The sequence below is a fragment of the Bacillus sp. 2B09 genome (assembly GCF_003946835.1).
Taxonomy (GTDB): Bacteria; Bacillota; Bacilli; order Bacillales; family Bacillaceae; genus Bacillus; species Bacillus altitudinis.
On record NZ_RPSG01000002.1, the window covers coordinates 467,034 to 485,544 of the forward strand.

Consider the following 18,511-nt stretch of genomic DNA (forward strand, 5'->3'; position numbering starts at 1 on the left):
TGAAGAAGGAGGCCAAATATGAAAAAACAAATCGCATCCATCATGGCAAGTGTCATTCTCATCATCAGTGCAGGGGTTGTGACGCATAAAGAGGCGACTCAGGCGGAGTCACCGAAAGCGGCTGCTGCAGTGGCTGGACAAGCTCAATCAAGTGATCGAGCGAAGGAAAACGGAATGGAGAAAATTGAGAAAGCCTATGACCTCATTTCGAATGAATATGTAGAGGAAGTGGATCGTCAAAAGCTGCTTGAAGGTGCCATTCAAGGAATGCTTTCAACCTTAAATGATCCGTATTCAGTATACATGGACAAGCAAACCGCAAAGCAATTTTCGGATTCACTTGATTCCTCATTTGAAGGAATTGGGGCAGAAGTTGGAATGGATGAAGGAAAGATTATCATTGTCTCTGCCTTTAAAAAATCCCCTGCGGCAAAGGCGGGTCTGAAACCGAAAGATGAAATCATCAGCATTGACGGTGAGTCGATGAAAGAAAAAAGCCTAAACGATGCTGTACTGAAAATAAGAGGAAAAAAAGGAACGTCTGTCGCCTTGAAAATCAGACGAAATGGAATTGAAAAAGAGCTAACATTCCATATCAAACGAGAAGAAATCCCGCTTGAAACCGTAACGGCTTCAATGAAAGAGGTCAATGGTCATAAAACAGGCTATATTGCGATCTCTAGCTTCTCTGAAGATACGGCGAAGGATTTCACGGCAAGCTTGAATAAGCTCGAGAAAAAGGGCATGGAAGGCCTTGTGCTGGACGTGAGAGGAAATCCTGGCGGCTATCTACAAAGTGTGGAAGACATTTTAAAACATTTTATCACAAAGGATCAGCCATATATTCAAATTGCAGAACGGAATGGCGATCGAAAACGATATTTTTCAAAACGAAAAGAACAAAAACCATACCCAATCAATGTCTTAATTGATAAAGGAAGTGCATCTGCTTCTGAAATTCTGGCTGGTGCCATGAAAGAAGCAGGGAAGTATGAAGTGGTAGGTGACGTTTCCTTTGGTAAAGGGACTGTGCAGCAGGCGGTACCAATGGGAGATGGAAGTAACATTAAATTAACGCTGTATAAGTGGCTGACACCGAAAGGGAATTGGATTCACAAAAAAGGCGTTGTGCCGACCATTGCGATTCATCAACCAGATTACTTCACCGTTGGCCCGCTCCAGCTGAAAGAACCGCTTCAGCTTGATATGAACAATGAAGAAGTCAGACAAGCACAGACATTGTTAAAAGGGTTATCATTTGACCCTGGCAGAGTAGATGGATATTTTGACGAAGAAACGAAAAAGGCTGTACTCGCATTTCAAAGCACATACAATCTCGAAAAATCAGGTGTGATTGATTTAAAGACAGCGAAAATGATGAACAAGATGGTAGATGAAGTGAAATCTTATGAAAAGAATGATCTTCAGCTGCAAACTGCACTAAAAGCACTATATCTCAAAAAATAAAGAGGCGAATAAATGCCTCTTTTTTTTGGTTCATAAGTGTTACGAACATGTAATAATTTATTCTTAAAAATATATTATATCGAGAAATATATTCATTTATTTTACAAAAAACATAACATTCCTTCGAATTTACCCGATAACATATTTATATAAGAGACTTTCTGTTGATTTAAACATGTCATGAAAATGAAACTTTTGAAAGTTGTATGTTACATAAATAATTCTTACAATAAAAAGTAGCACTCATTTTAAATATTTTATTTTTTGCGGATATTCAGCTTAAGCATTGAGCTGTACCGAGGTTTGCGCTTTTCTTAAAAGAACTAGTAAATGGGGGTACACAATTGAAAAGGGCAAGTATTGTGAGAGAGAAAAAATATTACGAGTTGGTAGAGGAGCTTAAGAGTCGTACGAAAGATGTGACGTTTTCGGCTACAAAGGCATTAAGTCTACTCATGCTGTTAAGCAGGTACTTGGTCAATTACACAACGGTAGAATCAGTCGACGAGATCGATGAAGACTGTGCTGAGATATACTTCAATTATTTAATGGATAATCATAAGAGACTTGGTATAAACTTAACCGACATCAAGAGGTCCATGCAGCTTCTCGGCGGCATACTAGATGTAGATGTGAATCACTATTTAAAAGATTTTTCACTGTCGAATGTCACACTTTGGATGAATCAGGAGAAATAAACCTGATGTCAAGCATCGATTTATTTGATAGAATAAGAGAAAATGCTTGACTTGGGCGGTGAAACGATAATGAGCTCGGAGTGGATGGGAGCCGGATTAAAAGCGGTCGGTCTGTTTTTAATCCATCCTCTTTTTTATTTTATGATATTAATCAGCCTATTATATGGCTACATCCGCGTAAAGCGGGAGAGAAAAGCGTTTCAAACAAGAATAGAAGATGTTTACGATGAACTGAAATTTACATATTCAAAGGGATGGGTTCCAGGAATTTGTCTATCGATCATATCTGTAGGCTTAGGGATTTCCCTTCCGCCTGGATTCATCGTGCTGATTGCAGCGATGACCATCGTTTTCTCTTTATTCTTTAAGGCGAGTGCGCTTTCGTCTGCATACACACTCGGTTTCAGTTTTATTGCGGCATTTGGACTGATGTCTGTTCAAGTGAGCCATTCTTGGCTGCCGCAGCTTTCAATGATGAATGCATCAGCCGTTGTGATCCTGTTAGGGCTACTGTTAATGACCGAAGGCATCTTAGCCTATCGAACGGCGCATTTACGTACATCGCCTGCAATGGTGATGAGTGCGAGAGGACTTTTGATCGGCCAGCAGCGAGCGAACCGTCTGTGGCTGCTACCACTTGTTTTGCTGATGCCGGCAGGTGAATGGACTTCTTCTCTGCCATGGTGGCCTGTGCTTCAAGTGCACGATCAAAGCTTTTCATTTATTGTGATTCCTTACATCATCGGCTTTGGCCAGCGTATTCAAGGATCGCTGCCAATTGTGAGTATTCAAATTACGTCACGCCGTATTATGATGCTCGGTCTAGCTGTAGCTGTAGTAGGTGCGGCAAGTATTTGGTTTGAGCCGATTGCGTGGGGAGCTGTTGTTCTAGCGATTGCAGGAAGAGCCTTTTTATCATGGAAGCAGAGGGTGAATGACAACGCTGCACCATTCTTTTTCTCTAAGCGGAATCAAGGGCTTATGGTGCTTGGTATCATTCCGAATACCCCTGCGGCTGATTTAAAGCTTGAGATCGGAGAAATGATTACAAAGGTCAATGGAATCGAGATCAAAACCGTTTCAGAATTTTATGAAGCACTACAAACCAATCGTGCTCTGACAAAGCTTGAGATCATTGGTCTCAATGGTCAGACAAGATTTGAGAAACGCGCCTCTTACGAAGGGGAGCATCACCAGCTTGGTATCCTGTTTGTGAAGGACGATCCACAGCAAGAGCCAACGGCGATTTCATCTTAAAAAAAGCTGCTAAAGATGGCAGCTTTTTTCTTTTGGGCGCGTTTCTCTCCCATAGGATTCGCCCCATTCACGCATGGCAAAGATAATGGGTTTTAACGTATTTCCAAGAGAAGTCAGTGAATACTCGACACGAGGAGGGACTTCCTCATAGACTTCACGGTGAACAATCCCGTCTTGTTCAAGTTCTCGTAATTGCAACGTCAGGACACGCTGCGAAATTCTTGGCAGAAGCCGGCGTATTTCGTTGTAACGCTTTGGACCGCAAGTCAAATGATAAAGGATGACGCCTTTCCATTTCCCTCCGATGACATTTGTAGTGATAGACACGGGACAGCCATGATTCACAATACTGACTGGATTGGATGGTGCACTCATCTCAACATTCCTTTCTTAAACGAAAATGGTCATAAACGAACATGTTTGTACCTAACGAACAAAAATGTGCGTACTTGAATCAATGGAAGCTTTTCTTTTACCATAGAGATAGACATCACACATTCGGGTTGTTTGTTTTCCTATCATAACAATTTCTATTAGGGAATGGAAAGAAATTGGATTGTGGGAACACACCTGTTCATTAGAAAGGATGAATAATATGCGAGACAAAGAGCTATTAAAAAAAGAAATCATTGAGGCGTATGAATTCCGTCATGCGACAAAAGAGTTTGACCCAGCGAAAAAGATTCCAGAGGATGATTTTGCATTTATTTTAGAAACAGGAAGACTTTCTCCAAGCTCTGTAGGGTTTGAGCCTTGGAAGTTCCTCGTTATTCAAAATGAAGCATTTAGAGAAAAATTAAAAGAGTATACATGGGGGGCGCAAAAGCAGCTTCCAACTGCCAGCCATTTTGTGATCATCTTGGCAAGAACAGATGCCCGCTATGATTCAGCATATGCAGAATACATCAACAAGCAAATCAAAGGAATGACAGACGAAACGTTTGAAATGGTCAAGGGGCGCTACAGAGAATTCCAAGAGAACGATCTTCATCTGCTAGAAAATGACCGTACATTATTTGATTGGGCTTCAAAACAAACGTATATTGCCTTAGGTAACATGATGACAGCTGCGGCACAGATCGGCATTGATTCATGCCCAGTTGAAGGATTTAGCTACGAACACATCCATCGTATCTTAGAAGAAGAAGGGTTGCTGGAGGATGGTCAATACGACATCTCTGTCATGGCAGCCTTTGGTTATCGTGTCACTGAGCCAAAACGCGGCAAAACACGTCGCCCGATGGATGAAGTAGCTGTTTGGATTCGTTAATCGCTGTTTGTCTGAAAAAGGCTGTTGACAATTGCGTGGTTAGTCAGTATATTTAAAAAATAAAATCTTTGACGAATATACAAATTTGACTATAAACGCTTTGACTTGAGAATAGTAAATGAACATCCGTTTTTTAAGAGAGCTGCGGGTCGGTGCAACGCAGTAAAACGAATCATTGAACTCGCTCAAAGAGCGGTAAGACTGAATGAATAGTAAGTCTTTACGTGTGACCTCCGTTATCGGGTTTTAAGTTGGATTCAGCCGTGGCTGAATCAATAAGAGTGGTAACGCGGTTGCAAGGTCAGTCGTCTCTTCCAGGAGATGGCTGGCCTTTTTATATGCTTTTATCTCATATTTGTCTGAAGATTCAAATTTAAAGGAGCTATAGAAAATGGAAAAGGAACATGTGCAGTTAAAACGAACAATGACATCAAGGCATATTATGATGCTTGCGCTTGGCGGTGCCATCGGTGCTGGTCTGTTTAAAGGAAGCAGTTCTGCCATTGATATTGCGGGTCCTGCTGTCATTTTGGCATACATGATTGGTGGTCTTATTTTATTATTTATTATGCAAGGACTTGCCGAAATGACCGTTGCACGACCTGGAGCAAGAACATTCCGTGACTTGATTGAACCTGTGTTAGGAAAGTATCCGGCCTATTTCTTAGACTGGATCTATTGGAAGATGTGGGTGCTGAACATTGCAGCAGAAGCGATTGTGTCGGCCATCTTTATTCAGTACTGGTTCCCACAAGTACCAATCTGGATGCTTGTGTTAATCATTTCACTTGTGGTCACAATCATTAATGTTTGCTCAGTCAAAATGTTTGCTGAAACGGAGTATTGGTTAGCTTCTATTAAAATTGCTGTCATCATCTTATTTATTATCATTGGATTTACCATGCTATTTGTCTCATTCGGACAGCATGCAGCACCTGGACTGTCTAACTTAACGGATCACGGTGGATTTTTCCCAAATGGTACTGGCGGATTAATTGCAGCAATGCTGGTTGTCGTGTATTCATATGGTGGGACGGAGATGATTGGGGTCACGTTAGCAGAAACAAAAAACCCTGAAAAAGTCATCCCAAAGGCCATTCAAAGTACGTTTGTACGCATCATCGGTTTTTATGTACTGCCGTTCTTTATCATTGTCAGCTTAATCCCTTGGAATCAAGTAAACAATGAGCAAGTAAGTCCATTTGTGACAGTGTTTGCAACAATCGGAGTACCGTATGCTAGTGACATCATGAATGGTATTATCTTACTAGCGATTTTGTCTTCTATGAACTCTGGATTGTATGCTTCATCACGGGTGCTTTATACACAGGCAATGGATGGCCGTGTATGGAAAGGATTCTCCAAGCTGTCAAAACAGCAGGTACCTGTTCGAGCCATCCTTGTATGTACATCTACCTTGTATGCAGCTGTATTGATTTCTCTTTTTGTAGGAAGTCAAACGTTTAATTACTTAATGGGTTCTTTAAGTTACACAGTTCTATTCATCTGGTTTATCATTGCCGTCGGTCATTTGAAATCTCGAAGCGTCGCACAGCCAGGCGGATATCGCGTGAAACTGTATCCTTTCACAACGTGGTTTTCCGTTATTGCGATCATGGCCATTTTTGTCGGCGTTGTATTCAATACACCAATTGTTCAAACGCTGGTCACCATGGGCATTTATTTAATCATTACACTTTCTTTCTTTATTAACAGAAAACGGTTTGAAACAGCCGTCTAATTTATTAAAAAGCGTGCAGGACCTTCTGAAGGGTCTCGCACGCTTTTTTTAATGCTGTTTATATTGCTTGAAGTGGACAGGGGATTGAACGGGATGGGGCTTTGCCTGAAGGCCATAGCTCTCCCTGACGATATAAAGCGGCCGGTCCTTGGCTTCATCGTAGATTCGGCCGATATACTCCCCGATCATGCCTAACATAAAGAGGATGATCCCGCTAAAGAATAGCTGAATGACAATTAATGAACTCCAGCCGGTGATGGTGCTGTTAGTAAAAAGCTTTAAATATAAAACTAGAAACATCGAAATGAAGCCAATAGCTGAAAGGGCAATACCTGCTACGCTGGCTAGCTTTAAAGGTTTGTAAGAAAAAGATGTGATCCCATCCATCGAGAGCTTGAGCATTTTTTTGAGAGGGTACTTTGTTTCTCCTGCCAACCGCTCATCCCGAACATATTCTACCGCAATCTGTTTGAAGCCAACCCAGCTCACTAATCCCCGGACAAATGGGTTTTTCTCGCGTATTTTTTTCATTTCATGACACACTTTACGATCCATCAATCTAAAGTCGCCGGTGTCAATAGGAATATCTACTTCGGTGATTTGACGTAGAACTCGGTAGAAAAGGGAAGCCGTGTACTTTTTGAAAGCTGTTTCGCCTTTTCGTTGCGTGCGGACCGCGTATACGACCTCATAGCCTTCCTTCCATTTTTCAATCATGTCTAAAATCAATTCAGGTGGATCTTGTAAATCCGCATCAATCACTACGACAGCTTCTCCCTTTGCATAATCCATTCCCGCTGTAATGGCAATTTGATGCCCAAAGTTACGAGAAAAATCAATAAGTCTCACATGCGGATCAGTCTGGCAGTACCCTTTAATCAGTTCAGCTGTTCGATCCATACTGCCGTCATTGACGAAGAGAAGCTCATATGCTTCTCCCGTCGAATCCATGACGGTCTTGAGGCGCTGATACGATTCATGGATCACAAGTTCTTCATTATACACTGGGACTACAACAGAGTATTGTATGTTCTTTTCCATCAGTCATCGTTCCTCCCTTTTAATAGATGAATTAATCAACGGATAGTTCATAAAGAGTACCGCTCTCCATTCCGCCCATTCGTCCATTTGACTGATCATTTTGTTTTGATTGTTGGCTGTCAGAGCTGTCTGTTTGCTGGTTCGTTTTGGATGTAGAGCTGTTCTGCCATTTAGAAGTAGATACTTCTTTGCCATTTTTTTGAATCCAAGTGAGAATGTCAGAGCTGCCGCCTCTCATACCAGAAAGATAGAAGTATTTGATTTTGCCGTCTTTAACGAGCTGTTTGAATTCATTAAGCGTGAGAATGTTATCAGATCCACTAAATCCACCTAATGCCATAACAGCTTTTCCTGTTTTAATAATGTAAGGCGAAGCAGTGGTTGCATCTGTTGTCCCGAATAGGAATTCTTCTCCCGTATTGTTTTTCTCAAGATAGCTGATCAGCTTTTCATTGACTTGTGAACTCATGCTGCCACTTGAAGTTGCAAGCTGAGGACCAGCCTCTGGCAGCATACTGTTTCCTCCGTAAAGAAGAGGTGTGCTTGCCCAGTATAGTGGTGCGATCAGCATCCCAAGGATGGCAATGAGAGACATGAATTGTTTTAGTTTTTCTTTCCCTTTTATCAAGAGCAGAGAAAGGATCGTTCCAACACCAATGATACCGACTGCGATGCTTAGTCCAAGTCCAATCGTGCTTGTAAAAGTGGATAGGATAAAGATTTCAAATGCGGTTGTGACGAATATCGCAATTGGAAGCAACCATTTTTTAAAGCCAGTTCCTGTTTGGAACAATTGAGTCATAGAAACCCATCCTGCTCCTGCTAATACAGCAATTGGCGGTGCCAGCATGATTAAATAATAGTGATGGAAGAATCCAGCTACACTGAAGAATGCAGCAACAGGTATAAGCCAAGCTAGCCAAAATAGTGTTTCCTTTTGTTTTGTATTGAGACGTCTTCTTTCAAAGGCTGTCGAGAAGAAGATACCAATCGCACCGAAGAGCGCAAATGGAAGCAGCCAGCTGATTTGATCGGACAGTTCAGATTGGAACAGACGTAATGGCCCTTTTGTTCCTGTTCCAAACATGCCAGAACCACTTCCCATTTTTCCGCCCCCGCCATTTTGCGGTCCATCACCATTACCGCCTGAAGGCATATCAGGTGGTGTTGAGCCGTTTGCACTGCTTGGTGGTCCTTGCATTGAAGGCTGTTCCTGACTGGATGATTGGTTTGAATTGTCTGAGTTGTTTTGAGTTCCATTTGATGGCGGCTGAGGCATGGTGGATGAATTATTGTCATTTTGCTGATCACCCTGCTGTGAAGGTGGCTGTCCCTCGCCCTGATTTGTGCCGCCTCCTCCGCCAGACTGTTGACCAGTCAACCGCTGAAGACCATTGTAACCAAAGGCTAATTCTAGTGCTGAATTCGATTGACTTGATCCCATATAAGGACGGTTGTCTTTGGAAGTGAGATCAACCGCTATAGACCATGAAGCAGATACACCTAAAAGAACAATCATCGAAATCATCAGCGATAACAACTTTTTCTTCCATGTCGTTCGATAGGCGATGATGTAAAACAGGACGAGAGCCGGTACAATCATATACGCTTGCAGCATTTTTGTATTAAAACCGACACCGATCATTGCAAAAGAAGCAATCGCCCAAAGCACTTTCTGCTGTTTCACAGCCTTGAACATCATGGCTGTTGCGAGTAAAAGAATAAAGACGAGTAAGCTGTCAATGTTATTTGTACGAGATACAGCAACTGCGATTGGTGTACACGCCATAATGAGCGCTGACACTCTTGCAGCAGCCAGGCCAAATGTAGGTTTGACTAGGCGGTAGATTAAATAAACAGATCCAATGCCAGCTAAAGCTTGGGGTAAGATCACACTCCAGCCATGCAAGCCAAAAATTTTGGCACTGATCGTTTGCAGCCAGAAGGCGAGCGGTGGTTTATCCACCGTGACATAACCTGAGGGATCGAACGAAGCAAAGAAGAAATTATGCCAGCTTTGCATCATACTTGTGACCGCCGCTGTATAATAAGCGTTCACCGTATCGTCGTTCCAAATGTTATAAATGTTTAAAATGGCAGATAAAATCAATATGAAAAATAAATAAAGATCAAATTTCTGAAAGCGTCTAATCAAAAGCTTGTCACTCCTTTTTCTTAACTTGAAAAAAGTGTAACAAGCAAATATGAATAAATTGTTAATAAAAAAAGGCCAATTCTTTATTTTTCTGTTGAATAAAAACAGCTCTAGAAAAGAGCTGTTTTGTTTAAAAGATGTCATCTTATTTTATGAGGAGACAGGCGGAGTTTCAGTGGTCTCTGCACTTGGTAATTGTATAATAGCGGACGTACCTAAGCCTTGTTCAGATTGAAGAACGAACGTGCCACGATGTTTTTTTATAATTTGATAAACAATGGCTAGTCCAAGACCAGAGCCGCCATCTTTTCTTGTGCGGGCTTTATTCACTCGATAAAAACGCTCAGAGACATGAGGGAGATCTCCTTTTGGAATTCCGCTGCCTTCATCTGTAATTCTCAATTCAGCAGTTTGTTGGTGAACGAATAATTCAATCGAAATCGATTTTCCTGAAGGCGTGTAATGGATGGCATTGTCCAATAAATTACGAACGACTTGCTCAAGTCGATCGCTATCACCATAAATAATACAATCCTCTTCGAGTTCTCGGATGAACGAGATTTTCTTTTGACTAGCAATGAATGTCATTTGATCAAGAACATCATGAATAAGCTGCGCAAAGACGATCGGCTCCATCGTTAGTGGGTAAGATTCCCCCTCTAACTGTGCGAGATCAAGAAGGTCATGTACGAGCCGGCTTAATCGTGTGGATTCGTCTTGAATAATCTGCATGCCTTTCTTTTGATCAATAATGCCTTCTTCAATTCCTTCAGCATAGCCTTTCATATAACTTAAAGGCGTTCTCAGTTCGTGGGAGACATTAGCAAGGAACTCTCTGCGATGCTGTTCAACTTTTTCTAACGTAGAGGACAGTTTATTAAAGGAACGGCTCAGCTGATTTAACTCATCCCCTTTTTTGGTCACAGCCATGCGTTTTGAAAAATCACCAGATTCCATTTCCATTGCAATTTCTTTCATTTGATTGATCGTCCTTACGACTTTATTAGAACTTTTATATCCAATAAAGAAAATCAAAAGCAGGATAATTAAAATAGAGATGCCAAGCGTTAATCGAATTTGAACAAACGGTTCATACACATCAGATAAAGGCATAGAGAGGAAAATGGTTCCTGATAAATCATTTTTGTTTGAGAACACAGGGATGGCAATCCCGAGAATATCTTGATGAAACTGGGGGTGTTCTCTAATTAACACAACTGTTTCCCCCTGAAGAAGTTTTTGGCGTTCTTTAAACGTAATGAGGTTATCGTTTGTATTCGTATCAAAAGGAATACCGCTTGAAAGCTCCATAGGATCATCAGTAAAAATAACACTTGCCTGACTTGAGTCATTTGCCCACTTCATTCTGTCAGTAAAATATGTGTCTTTCCCGTGTTTGTGATAGATTTCTGCCAGCTTCTTTCCTTGTAAACTTAAAGAGTCAATCTGTTTATCTATATATAAGTGCTGGTATAAGTAATAAGTCAGGGCAAGAGCTGAGGCAGCAACGATGCCTATAACGGAAAGGATTAAGAAAAGCACTTTCCTTTTAATAGATAATGGCTTCATTTGTCCTCCTCAAACTTATAGCCGACACCCCAAACGGTCTTAATATACCGTTCCGCTTCCTTTAATTTCAGTCTTAGTGTTTTAATATGTGTATCGACTGTTCTTAAAGAGCCACTAGGTGAGTGAGATTCCCACAATTTTTGATAGAGCTGTTCACGGGAAAAGACTTGGCTTTGATTGAGCAGAAGAAACATAAGTAAATCAAATTCTCTTCTTGTTAAATTGATTGGCTCTTGCTTGAGATAGACTTGTCTGCCATCTTGATCAATCTCCAAGTCACCAATTATGATTCGACTGCGCTTTAAAGAAAGACCTCTAATTCGTCTTAATGTCGTTTCAATTCTAGCTGCAAGCTCACGTAGACTAAAAGGCTTCATGATGTAGTCGTCTGCTCCAATTTCCAGCCCCTTAATGCGATCCTCTTCATAACTTCTAGCTGTTAAAAATAAAATGGGGATTTGAGAGGTTTGCCTAATGCGCTGGCAGACTTCGAATCCATCCATATCTGGCATCATAATATCCAATACAACAAGGTCAATGGCCTCTTTTTCAAGCTGATGTAAGGCGTCCGTGCCATTATTTGCAGTTATCACGTGAAAGCCTTGTCTCTGCAAAAAGGATCCGATTAACTCAAGCATATCTAATTCATCATCTACTATTAAAATATTCATCTGTTCTTTCATTTCTTTTCCTCCAACATGATAGCATAAGGTCCTGCTGGGATGTTCAGTCGGTTCTTCAACATAAATGTATGTTTGTCGATGACGGATACTGAATTGTCATCTAAGTTACTGACATATATAGATGAGGAATCAGCAGTGATATAATTCGGATTTTGACCGGTCTCAACAGAGGAAAGCAGTTTGTTTTTCTCGGTATTTACTTTATATAGTGTGTGGTCTCCATGACATAATACATATAAAGTAGAAGAGTTTTTTTCTGAAAAAAATGCGACTGGCATAACACCTAGTTTGATTTCTCGCTGTTTTTTACCTGTTTTAGGGTCGTAAGCAAAAATGCTCTTATTTAATGTGCCCGGTTTACCGTGTCCTCCAACCCAAATGGAATGCCCATCAAAATGAATACCAGATGGCCGTTCTAGGACGGAAATCGTTCGTATCTTTTTTTTCTTTTCAATATCAATGACTGAAACAGAATGACTTTCTGCATTTAAAACAAACAACGTTCCTGAAGAAGACAACGCCATAGAAGAGGGTAATGTCCCGGTCTTCACAGTTGCTTTTATTTTCTTGTGCACTGTATCGATAAAATAAACGACATTTTTCTCTGAATCGGTCACAAGTAAAGTGTTGGTATCCGCATCATACGCAAGTGAAGTCAGACCTTTATTCACATCCATATAGTCCGTTGCTGTTCCTTTTTTTAAATTGATTTCTATAAGAGATTGTCCTTCCTTACTTGATGCAATGATCACGTCTTTGTTGATGTGAACAAGATCAGTGAGAGGATGTTTTAAATCAACGGAAGAGACAATTTTATTTTTTTGTAAATCAACGATTGAAAAGGAGGCTTTTTTTAGTTGAGAAATGACAGCAATTGATTGAGAGCTGCCAGGGGGCGTAAATTGCTGGTCTTTTCCGCAGCCTGCTAGGAAAAATAGTAGAGCTGACAAGCATATTAAAAAATATTTCACTCGTTTCATCCTTCTGCTCCTTTGGTGCTCTATTTTCAAAAAGCATAACACAAAAATTGTGAAAAAAAATCGAAGTTATGAATGCTGGAAGAAATGAAAAGAAGTTTTTATGTGGGGAAGTAGAGGCAAATGAAAGCTGAAATTTCTTTTTCGTTTATTCATATGACATTTTTTCATGAGTAAAAGATCATTTTCACAGTTTGATCATTGTATTCATAATTGGTTACAGTAACAAATAATCATAGCTCCCCCGCCCTAAATAGAGCGAAGGGAGTCATTAAGCAGAGTGTTCAGATGAATGAGAAGTGGGTTTCGTTTTTAGACGATGAGAGAGGAGGAAACCAAGAATACCTGCGCCCATTAATACGATAAATAAAGATTGAAAACCACTTAATATACCAATTAAAGTAGATGAAATGATACTTCCGAAATATCTAAAGGTAGAAAAAATCCCAGATGCAGAGCCGGATAAACTCTGATCAACAGATGTTAAAGAAGCCATCTGCATGCTAGTCATGCCAATACCTGATGAGATCCCCCCAGCGACTAATGTGATGATAAGGAGTGGTAAATTTGGGTAGCTGCTTAGTGTGATCAGCATAACACCGGATAAAGTAAGACAGAGAAATGAAAATCGAATCATTTTTTTGGCACCTTTTATTGGATGGAGCTTTGCCCCGAGTAATCCACTAATCGACATACAGAGTGAAAAGATCGAAAGGAAAATCCCGCTTTGTGTATGAGAAAGCGCGAGTTTTTGCTCCATAAACAGCGGCATAATGAGAAGAATCGCGTACATCACAAAATTACTAAGCATGATAGAAAGGTTAGCGTTCGTAAAGGTACTGTTTTTAAATAATGTCAAATCAATGATGGGATTTGTAACTTTCCGTACGTGTTTGAAAAATAAAGGAATGGAAATGACCGCTAGAACGCCATAGATCATGTATTCGTTTAATACTTGGCTTTTAGTAAACAAAATGAGTGTGGCGATCCCGATTGTTAAGTATAACGAACCGATGATATCTACATTGGCTTGTAAACGCGTATGTTTCATCTTCGGAATCATAAAAACGCCTGTCACAAGTGTGAGAATCAAAAATGGTATATTCACTAGGAAAATGGAATGCCAGTCAAAGTTCTGAATGAGAATAGAGCCAATAAAAGGTCCAAGTGCGGCACCAATTCCCGCTCCAAAACCGAAAAATCCCATAGTTTTAGAAAGCTTTTCATGTGATACTGTTGCTCGAATTAAAGCAATGCTGTTCGGCGTTAATATAGCTCCGCCTGCCGCTTGAATTGATCGGAAGCTAATAAGAAAAGCAAGATTAGGTGCGAAAGCACATCCAATGGAGCCAATCAAAAAGAGTATCACACCAGCTAAATACATGTTGCGGTGGCCGTATATATCTCCCAGCTTACCCGCAATAGGTTGAGTGACTGCCATGACAATTAGATAAATCGTGACCACCCAAGTAATGTTTGATATGGATTGATCGTAATAAGTTGATATAGATGATAGAGCGACTGCGATCATGGTTGAATTGACTGGAACTAAAATAGCTCCAAGCAGCAAAGAATAAATGATCAAGTTCTCTTTTTTAAGATTCAATGTGTTTACCACCTTTGTAAAAAAGAAGAATTTCACCCAATTAAGTGGGGGAAATTCCTCTCATGAAAATGTGTGTGCATGTCTCAATAAAGTCTTCTTTTTGTGTTAAAACAAGCTGAATGTCTTGCTCTAGCTGTTGAATGAAAAAGCCAAAATACGTGCTAATAAATATATCTGCATAGATGTCTTCTTTTCCTTCTAATACACGATGCTGAGCGCCCATTTTTTTGAAATAATGAATCAGCATGTCTCTCAATTCTTGAGGATAAATTTTTTCATGGTCTGTTAAATCTTTAAACATAGCGGGTTCTCTCATGCTGATATAGATAAATTCTTTTTTTGAAGTCAAATCTTCAAGGAAATAGCTACCGAGAAATTTTAAATCGGTGTATAAATCGTCTTTAAATTCTGCTTCAAGGGTTTTGGTCGGTGTTGATTTCATTTTCATAATGGCAGCAATCACGCCGCGTTTGTTTTTAAAGTTACGAAAAATTGTCGCTTCACTTACATTCGCTTTTGTCGCAATTTCTTTTGTCGTTGTTTTTTGATAGCCCTTTTCAGACAATAATTCCATTGTTGCGCGAATGATCCGTTGATTTGTTGATTTTAACAAGCATACTCACCTCAGGTTATGAATGTGTTTGCAACAAAGTAAGTATACCGATAAAATCTGTGACCGCCAATATGATCCAAACAGTGACGACTATGCCCGTGAATGCTGATTTAATAACTGGATACGCCCATTGGCTCCATCTACTGTCACGAGGTCGCCGGATTTTAGTTTTTCAGTTGCGATCCGTGTGCCTAAGACAGCCGGTATCATATATTCTCTAGCGATAATAGCGGAATGGGACAAAATACCGCCAGAATCGGTGATGACTGCTTTGGCGTCTCTAAATAAGCTGGTCCATAAAGGTGTCGTTGTTTTACAAACTAAAATGTCATCTTTTTCAAATTGTGAAAATTCATCAGCAGATGTAATGACTCTGACTCTTCCAGAAGTAATGCCGCTAGATGCACCAATTCCATAGATTGCATCGTCTGTGTTGTTTGCATTTTCCCTTAGAGAACCAAGCATTCTTTCTACTTGCTGCAATTCAGCTTCAGAAGGCGTTCCTGTATAAGCTGGTGGTTGGATGGATTCATTTTCCTTCATTTCAATTTTTCTTTGCTGAATGATCGAATCGTATGTGGTCGAAGTTGTGAGCGCATTGAGTACTTCATCATCGTAAAGATACCAAAGGTCTTCTTGATGAGGGATCGCTCCTTTTTGAACAAGAAGTTCACCAATTTTTAAGAGATAGAGTCTCGCTTTTGCATCTAACATGGCATCAATGTAAAAGTGATGATCATCTCGAATATTGGCTGCATGGAGTGCAAAATGATAAAGTTCTTCAAATTTTGTTTTAAACGCTTCATCTGTCACTTGACTGATAAACTGTTCATACGTTTCTTGCCTTTTGATCACGGCTTGTGCAAATTCTTCATCAAAATCAGATTGGTGCCGAATGTTGTTTCTAATGATGTCCAAGACAAATTCAGGATTTTCCACCCATGTTTCCTCTGTGAAATCATGGCTTTTAACAGACCGCCAACCATAGACTTGGAGAAAATCTTCTACTTTGGAAATGAAGTTTTTCCCTTTTTCTGTATGATTGAGTGCATATAATAGTTCAGCATTCGTTGAATGATCTGTAAATGCTTGAAGAAGTTCCGAATCTTGAAGGACGTCTTTTGCCAAGTGAAATAGCTTTTGATCTGTTTCAAGAGACTTGTTCATCACACCTATCATCATTTCATGCAACAGGACGACTTGTGTTTGATCGCCAGTATATGAGACAAGCATGTCTTCAATGATCGCTGATAGAATGACTTGAGGTATGACAATGTCAAAATGGTCGTCATACGCTCTTAGATAAATCTCCTTTAATTCTTGAAAGCCATTAATGGCTTCATCAATTGTCAGCGATTGAGTGATTTGCCGATCAAGCTTTTCGTATAATGGGAACAAGTTTTGCTCTAAAATGCGATACATTCTTTCGCTTAAACGAGGAAACAGTTCGAATAGACTCTCGTCAAAAACTGGTTCAGCTGACGCTTCTGGCATAGACGGTGAAGAATACAGATGTCCTCTATAAAGCTTGATATCTTTAATATTAAGGTCTGGCACTTGATACTTCTCTCCGTTTTTCTTCATCCCGTTTTTTAAAGCAGGTATGATCAAACTTGAAAAAAGAGGACTTGTGGGTCCAGGCATATGATCGTCCATTGAGATCCAGAAGTCTTGTAGCTCTTCAGGTTTCATTTGAAAGGCTGCACCTGAGGAGCCATTTGCTGTATTGGAAAAAGAAGCAGTAATCGGTCTTGCTTGAAGTAAATAAAAAGTACCGTTTGACATGCCGAATTCGATATCTACTCCATGTCCATACAGTTCTTCTACTTGTTTTGTCATTTTCGTGATTTGGATCAATTGATCATCTCGAAGACAAAATTGGCCAGCCATCTCCTCACCTACGGGTTGTTCAATGACGCCCTCTTGACAGGGAACAATTTGCACTTCTTTTGTTCCTAGTGATTTTTCAATAGAGTACGTTTCTTTGTTTACAATAAATGTATCTGGCGTCACAAGGCCGGAGACGATGGCTTCTCCTAGTCCATAGCTTGCAGTCATCATGACTTCGTTTGTTTTTCCTGATACAGGATTCTCACTAAAGATGACACCAGAGATGTCAGAATGGATCAATCCTTGTACAACAACAGCCATGAGCGGCATCTCTTCCTCGTTCTCAATCATCTCTTCCTTATATTCTGTGACTCTTGCTGCGAAGTAAGACGACCAACATTCTTTGACGGCTTGCAAGAATTCTTCATTTGTTTTGATATTTAAATAGGTCTCGTATTGACCTGCAAAGGAGGCGCCTTCGAGATCTTCCGCAACAGAAGAGGATCGCACTGCAACGGATGGATATGTTTTCAACAATGATTGAAAGGATGAAAGTAATTCTGTCTCCATTTGTGAAGGAAACGAAGCTTCTGTGATTTTTCGGGCAAGGTTTTGATCAGTTGGGTGGAAATTGTGATATGAAAGAAAGCTTGCAAAGCTGTTCGTTTTAATAATAAATCCATCTGGAACTGGCAGTCCGTGATTGTTTAATTTAATTAAATTCACGCCTTTTGCCCCTGCGAGTGATGCGGATTCTTCAGCCGCATGAAATAATACTGAATACATGGGAATGCCCCCTTATCCAAATAGCCAATGGTTTCATTTGTCTCTTTTTGTTTTTTAAAATGATAGTGCGCACTATCATTTTCATCATAGAATTTATTGGATGTAACTGTCAAAGACGTAAAGACCTATCTTTAGAAAGGGGACGTTTTCACTAATTTTCCTCCTCATCTATATCAAAAGTCTTCAACCGAGAAGAAAAAAGCTGAAATTGAAAACTGTGAATTGTTCATTATGCCAATCTTTACTATAATCAAGGGAGTAGACCATGTAGAGGGAGGGTTTTTGTGATTACAAAAGCCATATTTGCACTTGTTTTTCCTTTCTTGCTCGTTATTTTATTTTCAAAGGTTACTTATAATCATTACGTTGGCATTGCATTAACAGCAGCGCTTTTATTTGCTTCGTATATGAAAGGCTATACAGAAACCTACTTTATCGTAGGATTAGATATTATTTCTTTAGTGGCCGGGGCATTGTTTATGGCCAAGAAAGAAGTCGAAAAAAGAGAGAAGGCTGAAAAACATCATTGATGTGATCCCTCTTGATGAAAAGAAAATGTTTTTGATTGCAGGAGCTGTGCTTACGATTCTAGTGAGTGCAGCTTTCTTTTTTGTGGTTTTTCTGCTGATCGAATATCTCGCTCCAAAATGTTCCATACTGAAAGGAAGGTTTCTTTAGAGGGTTATGAGCCACGGCAGAGAGGGTATGGTTGTATTGGAAATAAAAATCAAGTCAGACACGAACTTTAGTTCGTATTTTTGTGTTCTTTTATGATAATATATTCATTAGATAGATTTCGTAACGAAACGGAGGCTTTG

15 protein-coding genes and 1 other annotated feature are annotated in these 18,511 nt (G+C 40.1%); of the genes, 6 read left to right on the top strand and 9 right to left on the bottom strand.

All coding sequences use genetic code 11. From position 1 onward, the window contains the following. Nucleotides 1-18: 18 nt before the first annotated feature. The 3 genes from ctpB (at nt 19) to EBQ12_RS07320 (ending at nt 3,422) form a co-directional block, all read left to right on the top strand. Nucleotides 19-1,467, top strand: a complete 1,449-nt coding sequence (ctpB, locus tag EBQ12_RS07310) for a carboxy-terminal processing protease CtpB (protein WP_072367409.1) — start codon at nt 19-21, stop codon at nt 1,465-1,467. Between the two features lie 344 nt (nt 1,468-1,811). Continuing rightward, a complete protein-coding gene (locus EBQ12_RS07315) occupies nt 1,812-2,165 on the top strand; it encodes a swarming motility protein SwrAA (RefSeq protein ID WP_007500014.1) in 354 nt (117 codons plus the stop codon). A gap of 69 nt (nt 2,166-2,234) precedes the next feature. Beyond that, complete coding sequence (locus EBQ12_RS07320) at nt 2,235-3,422, top strand: PDZ domain-containing protein (RefSeq protein ID WP_041091483.1); 1,188 nt, start codon at nt 2,235-2,237, stop codon at nt 3,420-3,422. Between the two features lie 9 nt (nt 3,423-3,431). Here EBQ12_RS07320 and EBQ12_RS07325 read toward each other — a convergent pair whose 3' ends face one another. Beyond that, on the bottom strand, nt 3,432-3,797 hold the full coding sequence (locus tag EBQ12_RS07325; RefSeq protein ID WP_017357877.1) for a winged helix-turn-helix transcriptional regulator: 366 nt from the start codon (nt 3,795-3,797) through the stop codon (nt 3,432-3,434). A gap of 220 nt (nt 3,798-4,017) precedes the next feature. Between EBQ12_RS07325 and EBQ12_RS07330 the strand changes: the two genes are divergently transcribed. Together EBQ12_RS07330 and EBQ12_RS07335 are read left to right on the top strand one after the other, a co-directional pair. Next, nucleotides 4,018-4,692 (top strand): NAD(P)H-dependent oxidoreductase, encoded by a 675-nt coding sequence (locus EBQ12_RS07330; protein WP_125589524.1) that lies wholly within the window; start codon nt 4,018-4,020, stop codon nt 4,690-4,692. Nucleotides 4,693-4,783: 91 nt separating this feature from the next. Then, nucleotides 4,784-5,008: a binding site (T-box leader), on the top strand. A 75-nt stretch (nt 5,009-5,083) separates the two neighbouring features. Continuing rightward, nucleotides 5,084-6,433, top strand: a complete 1,350-nt coding sequence (locus EBQ12_RS07335) for an amino acid permease (protein WP_008348215.1) — start codon at nt 5,084-5,086, stop codon at nt 6,431-6,433. Between the two features lie 48 nt (nt 6,434-6,481). Here the strand turns inward: EBQ12_RS07335 and EBQ12_RS07340 are convergent, their stop codons facing one another. From EBQ12_RS07340 to EBQ12_RS07375, 8 genes are all read right to left on the bottom strand, one after another. Next, a complete protein-coding gene (locus EBQ12_RS07340; RefSeq protein WP_025208052.1) occupies nt 6,482-7,474 on the bottom strand; it encodes a glycosyltransferase family 2 protein in 993 nt (330 codons plus the stop codon). A gap of 31 nt (nt 7,475-7,505) precedes the next feature. Further along, nucleotides 7,506-9,629: an ArnT family glycosyltransferase gene (locus EBQ12_RS07345; protein ID WP_125589526.1), complete on the bottom strand. Its 2,124-nt coding sequence runs from the start codon at nt 9,627-9,629 to the stop codon at nt 7,506-7,508. Between the two features lie 150 nt (nt 9,630-9,779). Further along, entirely contained in the window at nt 9,780-11,198 is a 1,419-nt protein-coding gene (locus tag EBQ12_RS07350) for a HAMP domain-containing sensor histidine kinase (protein ID WP_125589528.1), read from the bottom strand. Beyond that, nucleotides 11,195-11,881: a response regulator transcription factor gene (locus tag EBQ12_RS07355; protein WP_125589530.1), complete on the bottom strand. Its 687-nt coding sequence runs from the start codon at nt 11,879-11,881 to the stop codon at nt 11,195-11,197. The genes EBQ12_RS07350 and EBQ12_RS07355 overlap by 4 nt, the downstream gene beginning before the upstream one ends. Further along, nucleotides 11,878-12,861, bottom strand: coding sequence for a YncE family protein (locus tag EBQ12_RS07360; RefSeq protein ID WP_125589532.1), 984 nt, complete (start codon nt 12,859-12,861; stop codon nt 11,878-11,880). The genes EBQ12_RS07355 and EBQ12_RS07360 overlap by 4 nt, the downstream gene beginning before the upstream one ends. A 268-nt stretch (nt 12,862-13,129) precedes the next feature. Next, nucleotides 13,130-14,464 (bottom strand): MFS transporter, encoded by a 1,335-nt coding sequence (locus EBQ12_RS07365; protein WP_125589534.1) that lies wholly within the window; start codon nt 14,462-14,464, stop codon nt 13,130-13,132. A gap of 40 nt (nt 14,465-14,504) precedes the next feature. Next, nucleotides 14,505-15,077 carry a TetR/AcrR family transcriptional regulator gene (locus EBQ12_RS07370; protein ID WP_125589536.1) on the bottom strand — a complete coding sequence of 191 codons (573 nt, stop codon included), beginning with the start codon at nt 15,075-15,077 and terminating at the stop codon, nt 14,505-14,507. A gap of 90 nt (nt 15,078-15,167) precedes the next feature. Beyond that, entirely contained in the window at nt 15,168-17,693 is a 2,526-nt protein-coding gene (locus EBQ12_RS07375; protein WP_125589537.1) for a PEP/pyruvate-binding domain-containing protein, read from the bottom strand. A gap of 284 nt (nt 17,694-17,977) precedes the next feature. On the opposite strand from EBQ12_RS07375, the gene EBQ12_RS07380 reads away from it, so the two are divergent. Then, nucleotides 17,978-18,223, top strand: coding sequence for a CsbA family protein (locus tag EBQ12_RS07380; protein ID WP_008348197.1), 246 nt, complete (start codon nt 17,978-17,980; stop codon nt 18,221-18,223). Nucleotides 18,224-18,511: the final 288 nt, after the last annotated feature.

Excerpts from the sequence above, each read along its gene's own strand:
- EBQ12_RS07325 (WP_017357877.1), bottom strand. The coding sequence starts at position 3,797 with ATGAGTGCACCATCCAATCCAGTCAGTATTGTGAATCATGGCTGTCCC.
- EBQ12_RS07330 (WP_125589524.1), top strand. The coding sequence starts at position 4,018 with ATGCGAGACAAAGAGCTATTAAAAAAAGAAATCATTGAGGCGTATGAA.
- ctpB (WP_072367409.1), top strand. The coding sequence starts at position 19 with ATGAAAAAACAAATCGCATCCATCATGGCAAGTGTCATTCTCATCATC.
- EBQ12_RS07340 (WP_025208052.1), bottom strand. The coding sequence starts at position 7,474 with ATGGAAAAGAACATACAATACTCTGTTGTAGTCCCAGTGTATAATGAA.
- EBQ12_RS07320 (WP_041091483.1), top strand. The coding sequence starts at position 2,235 with ATGAGCTCGGAGTGGATGGGAGCCGGATTAAAAGCGGTCGGTCTGTTT.
- EBQ12_RS07335 (WP_008348215.1), top strand. The coding sequence starts at position 5,084 with ATGGAAAAGGAACATGTGCAGTTAAAACGAACAATGACATCAAGGCAT.
- EBQ12_RS07350 (WP_125589528.1), bottom strand. The coding sequence starts at position 11,198 with ATGAAGCCATTATCTATTAAAAGGAAAGTGCTTTTCTTAATCCTTTCC.
- EBQ12_RS07375 (WP_125589537.1), bottom strand. The coding sequence starts at position 17,693 with ATGTATTCAGTATTATTTCATGCGGCTGAAGAATCCGCATCACTCGCA.
- EBQ12_RS07355 (WP_125589530.1), bottom strand. The coding sequence starts at position 11,881 with ATGAAAGAACAGATGAATATTTTAATAGTAGATGATGAATTAGATATG.
- EBQ12_RS07360 (WP_125589532.1), bottom strand. The coding sequence starts at position 12,861 with ATGAAACGAGTGAAATATTTTTTAATATGCTTGTCAGCTCTACTATTT.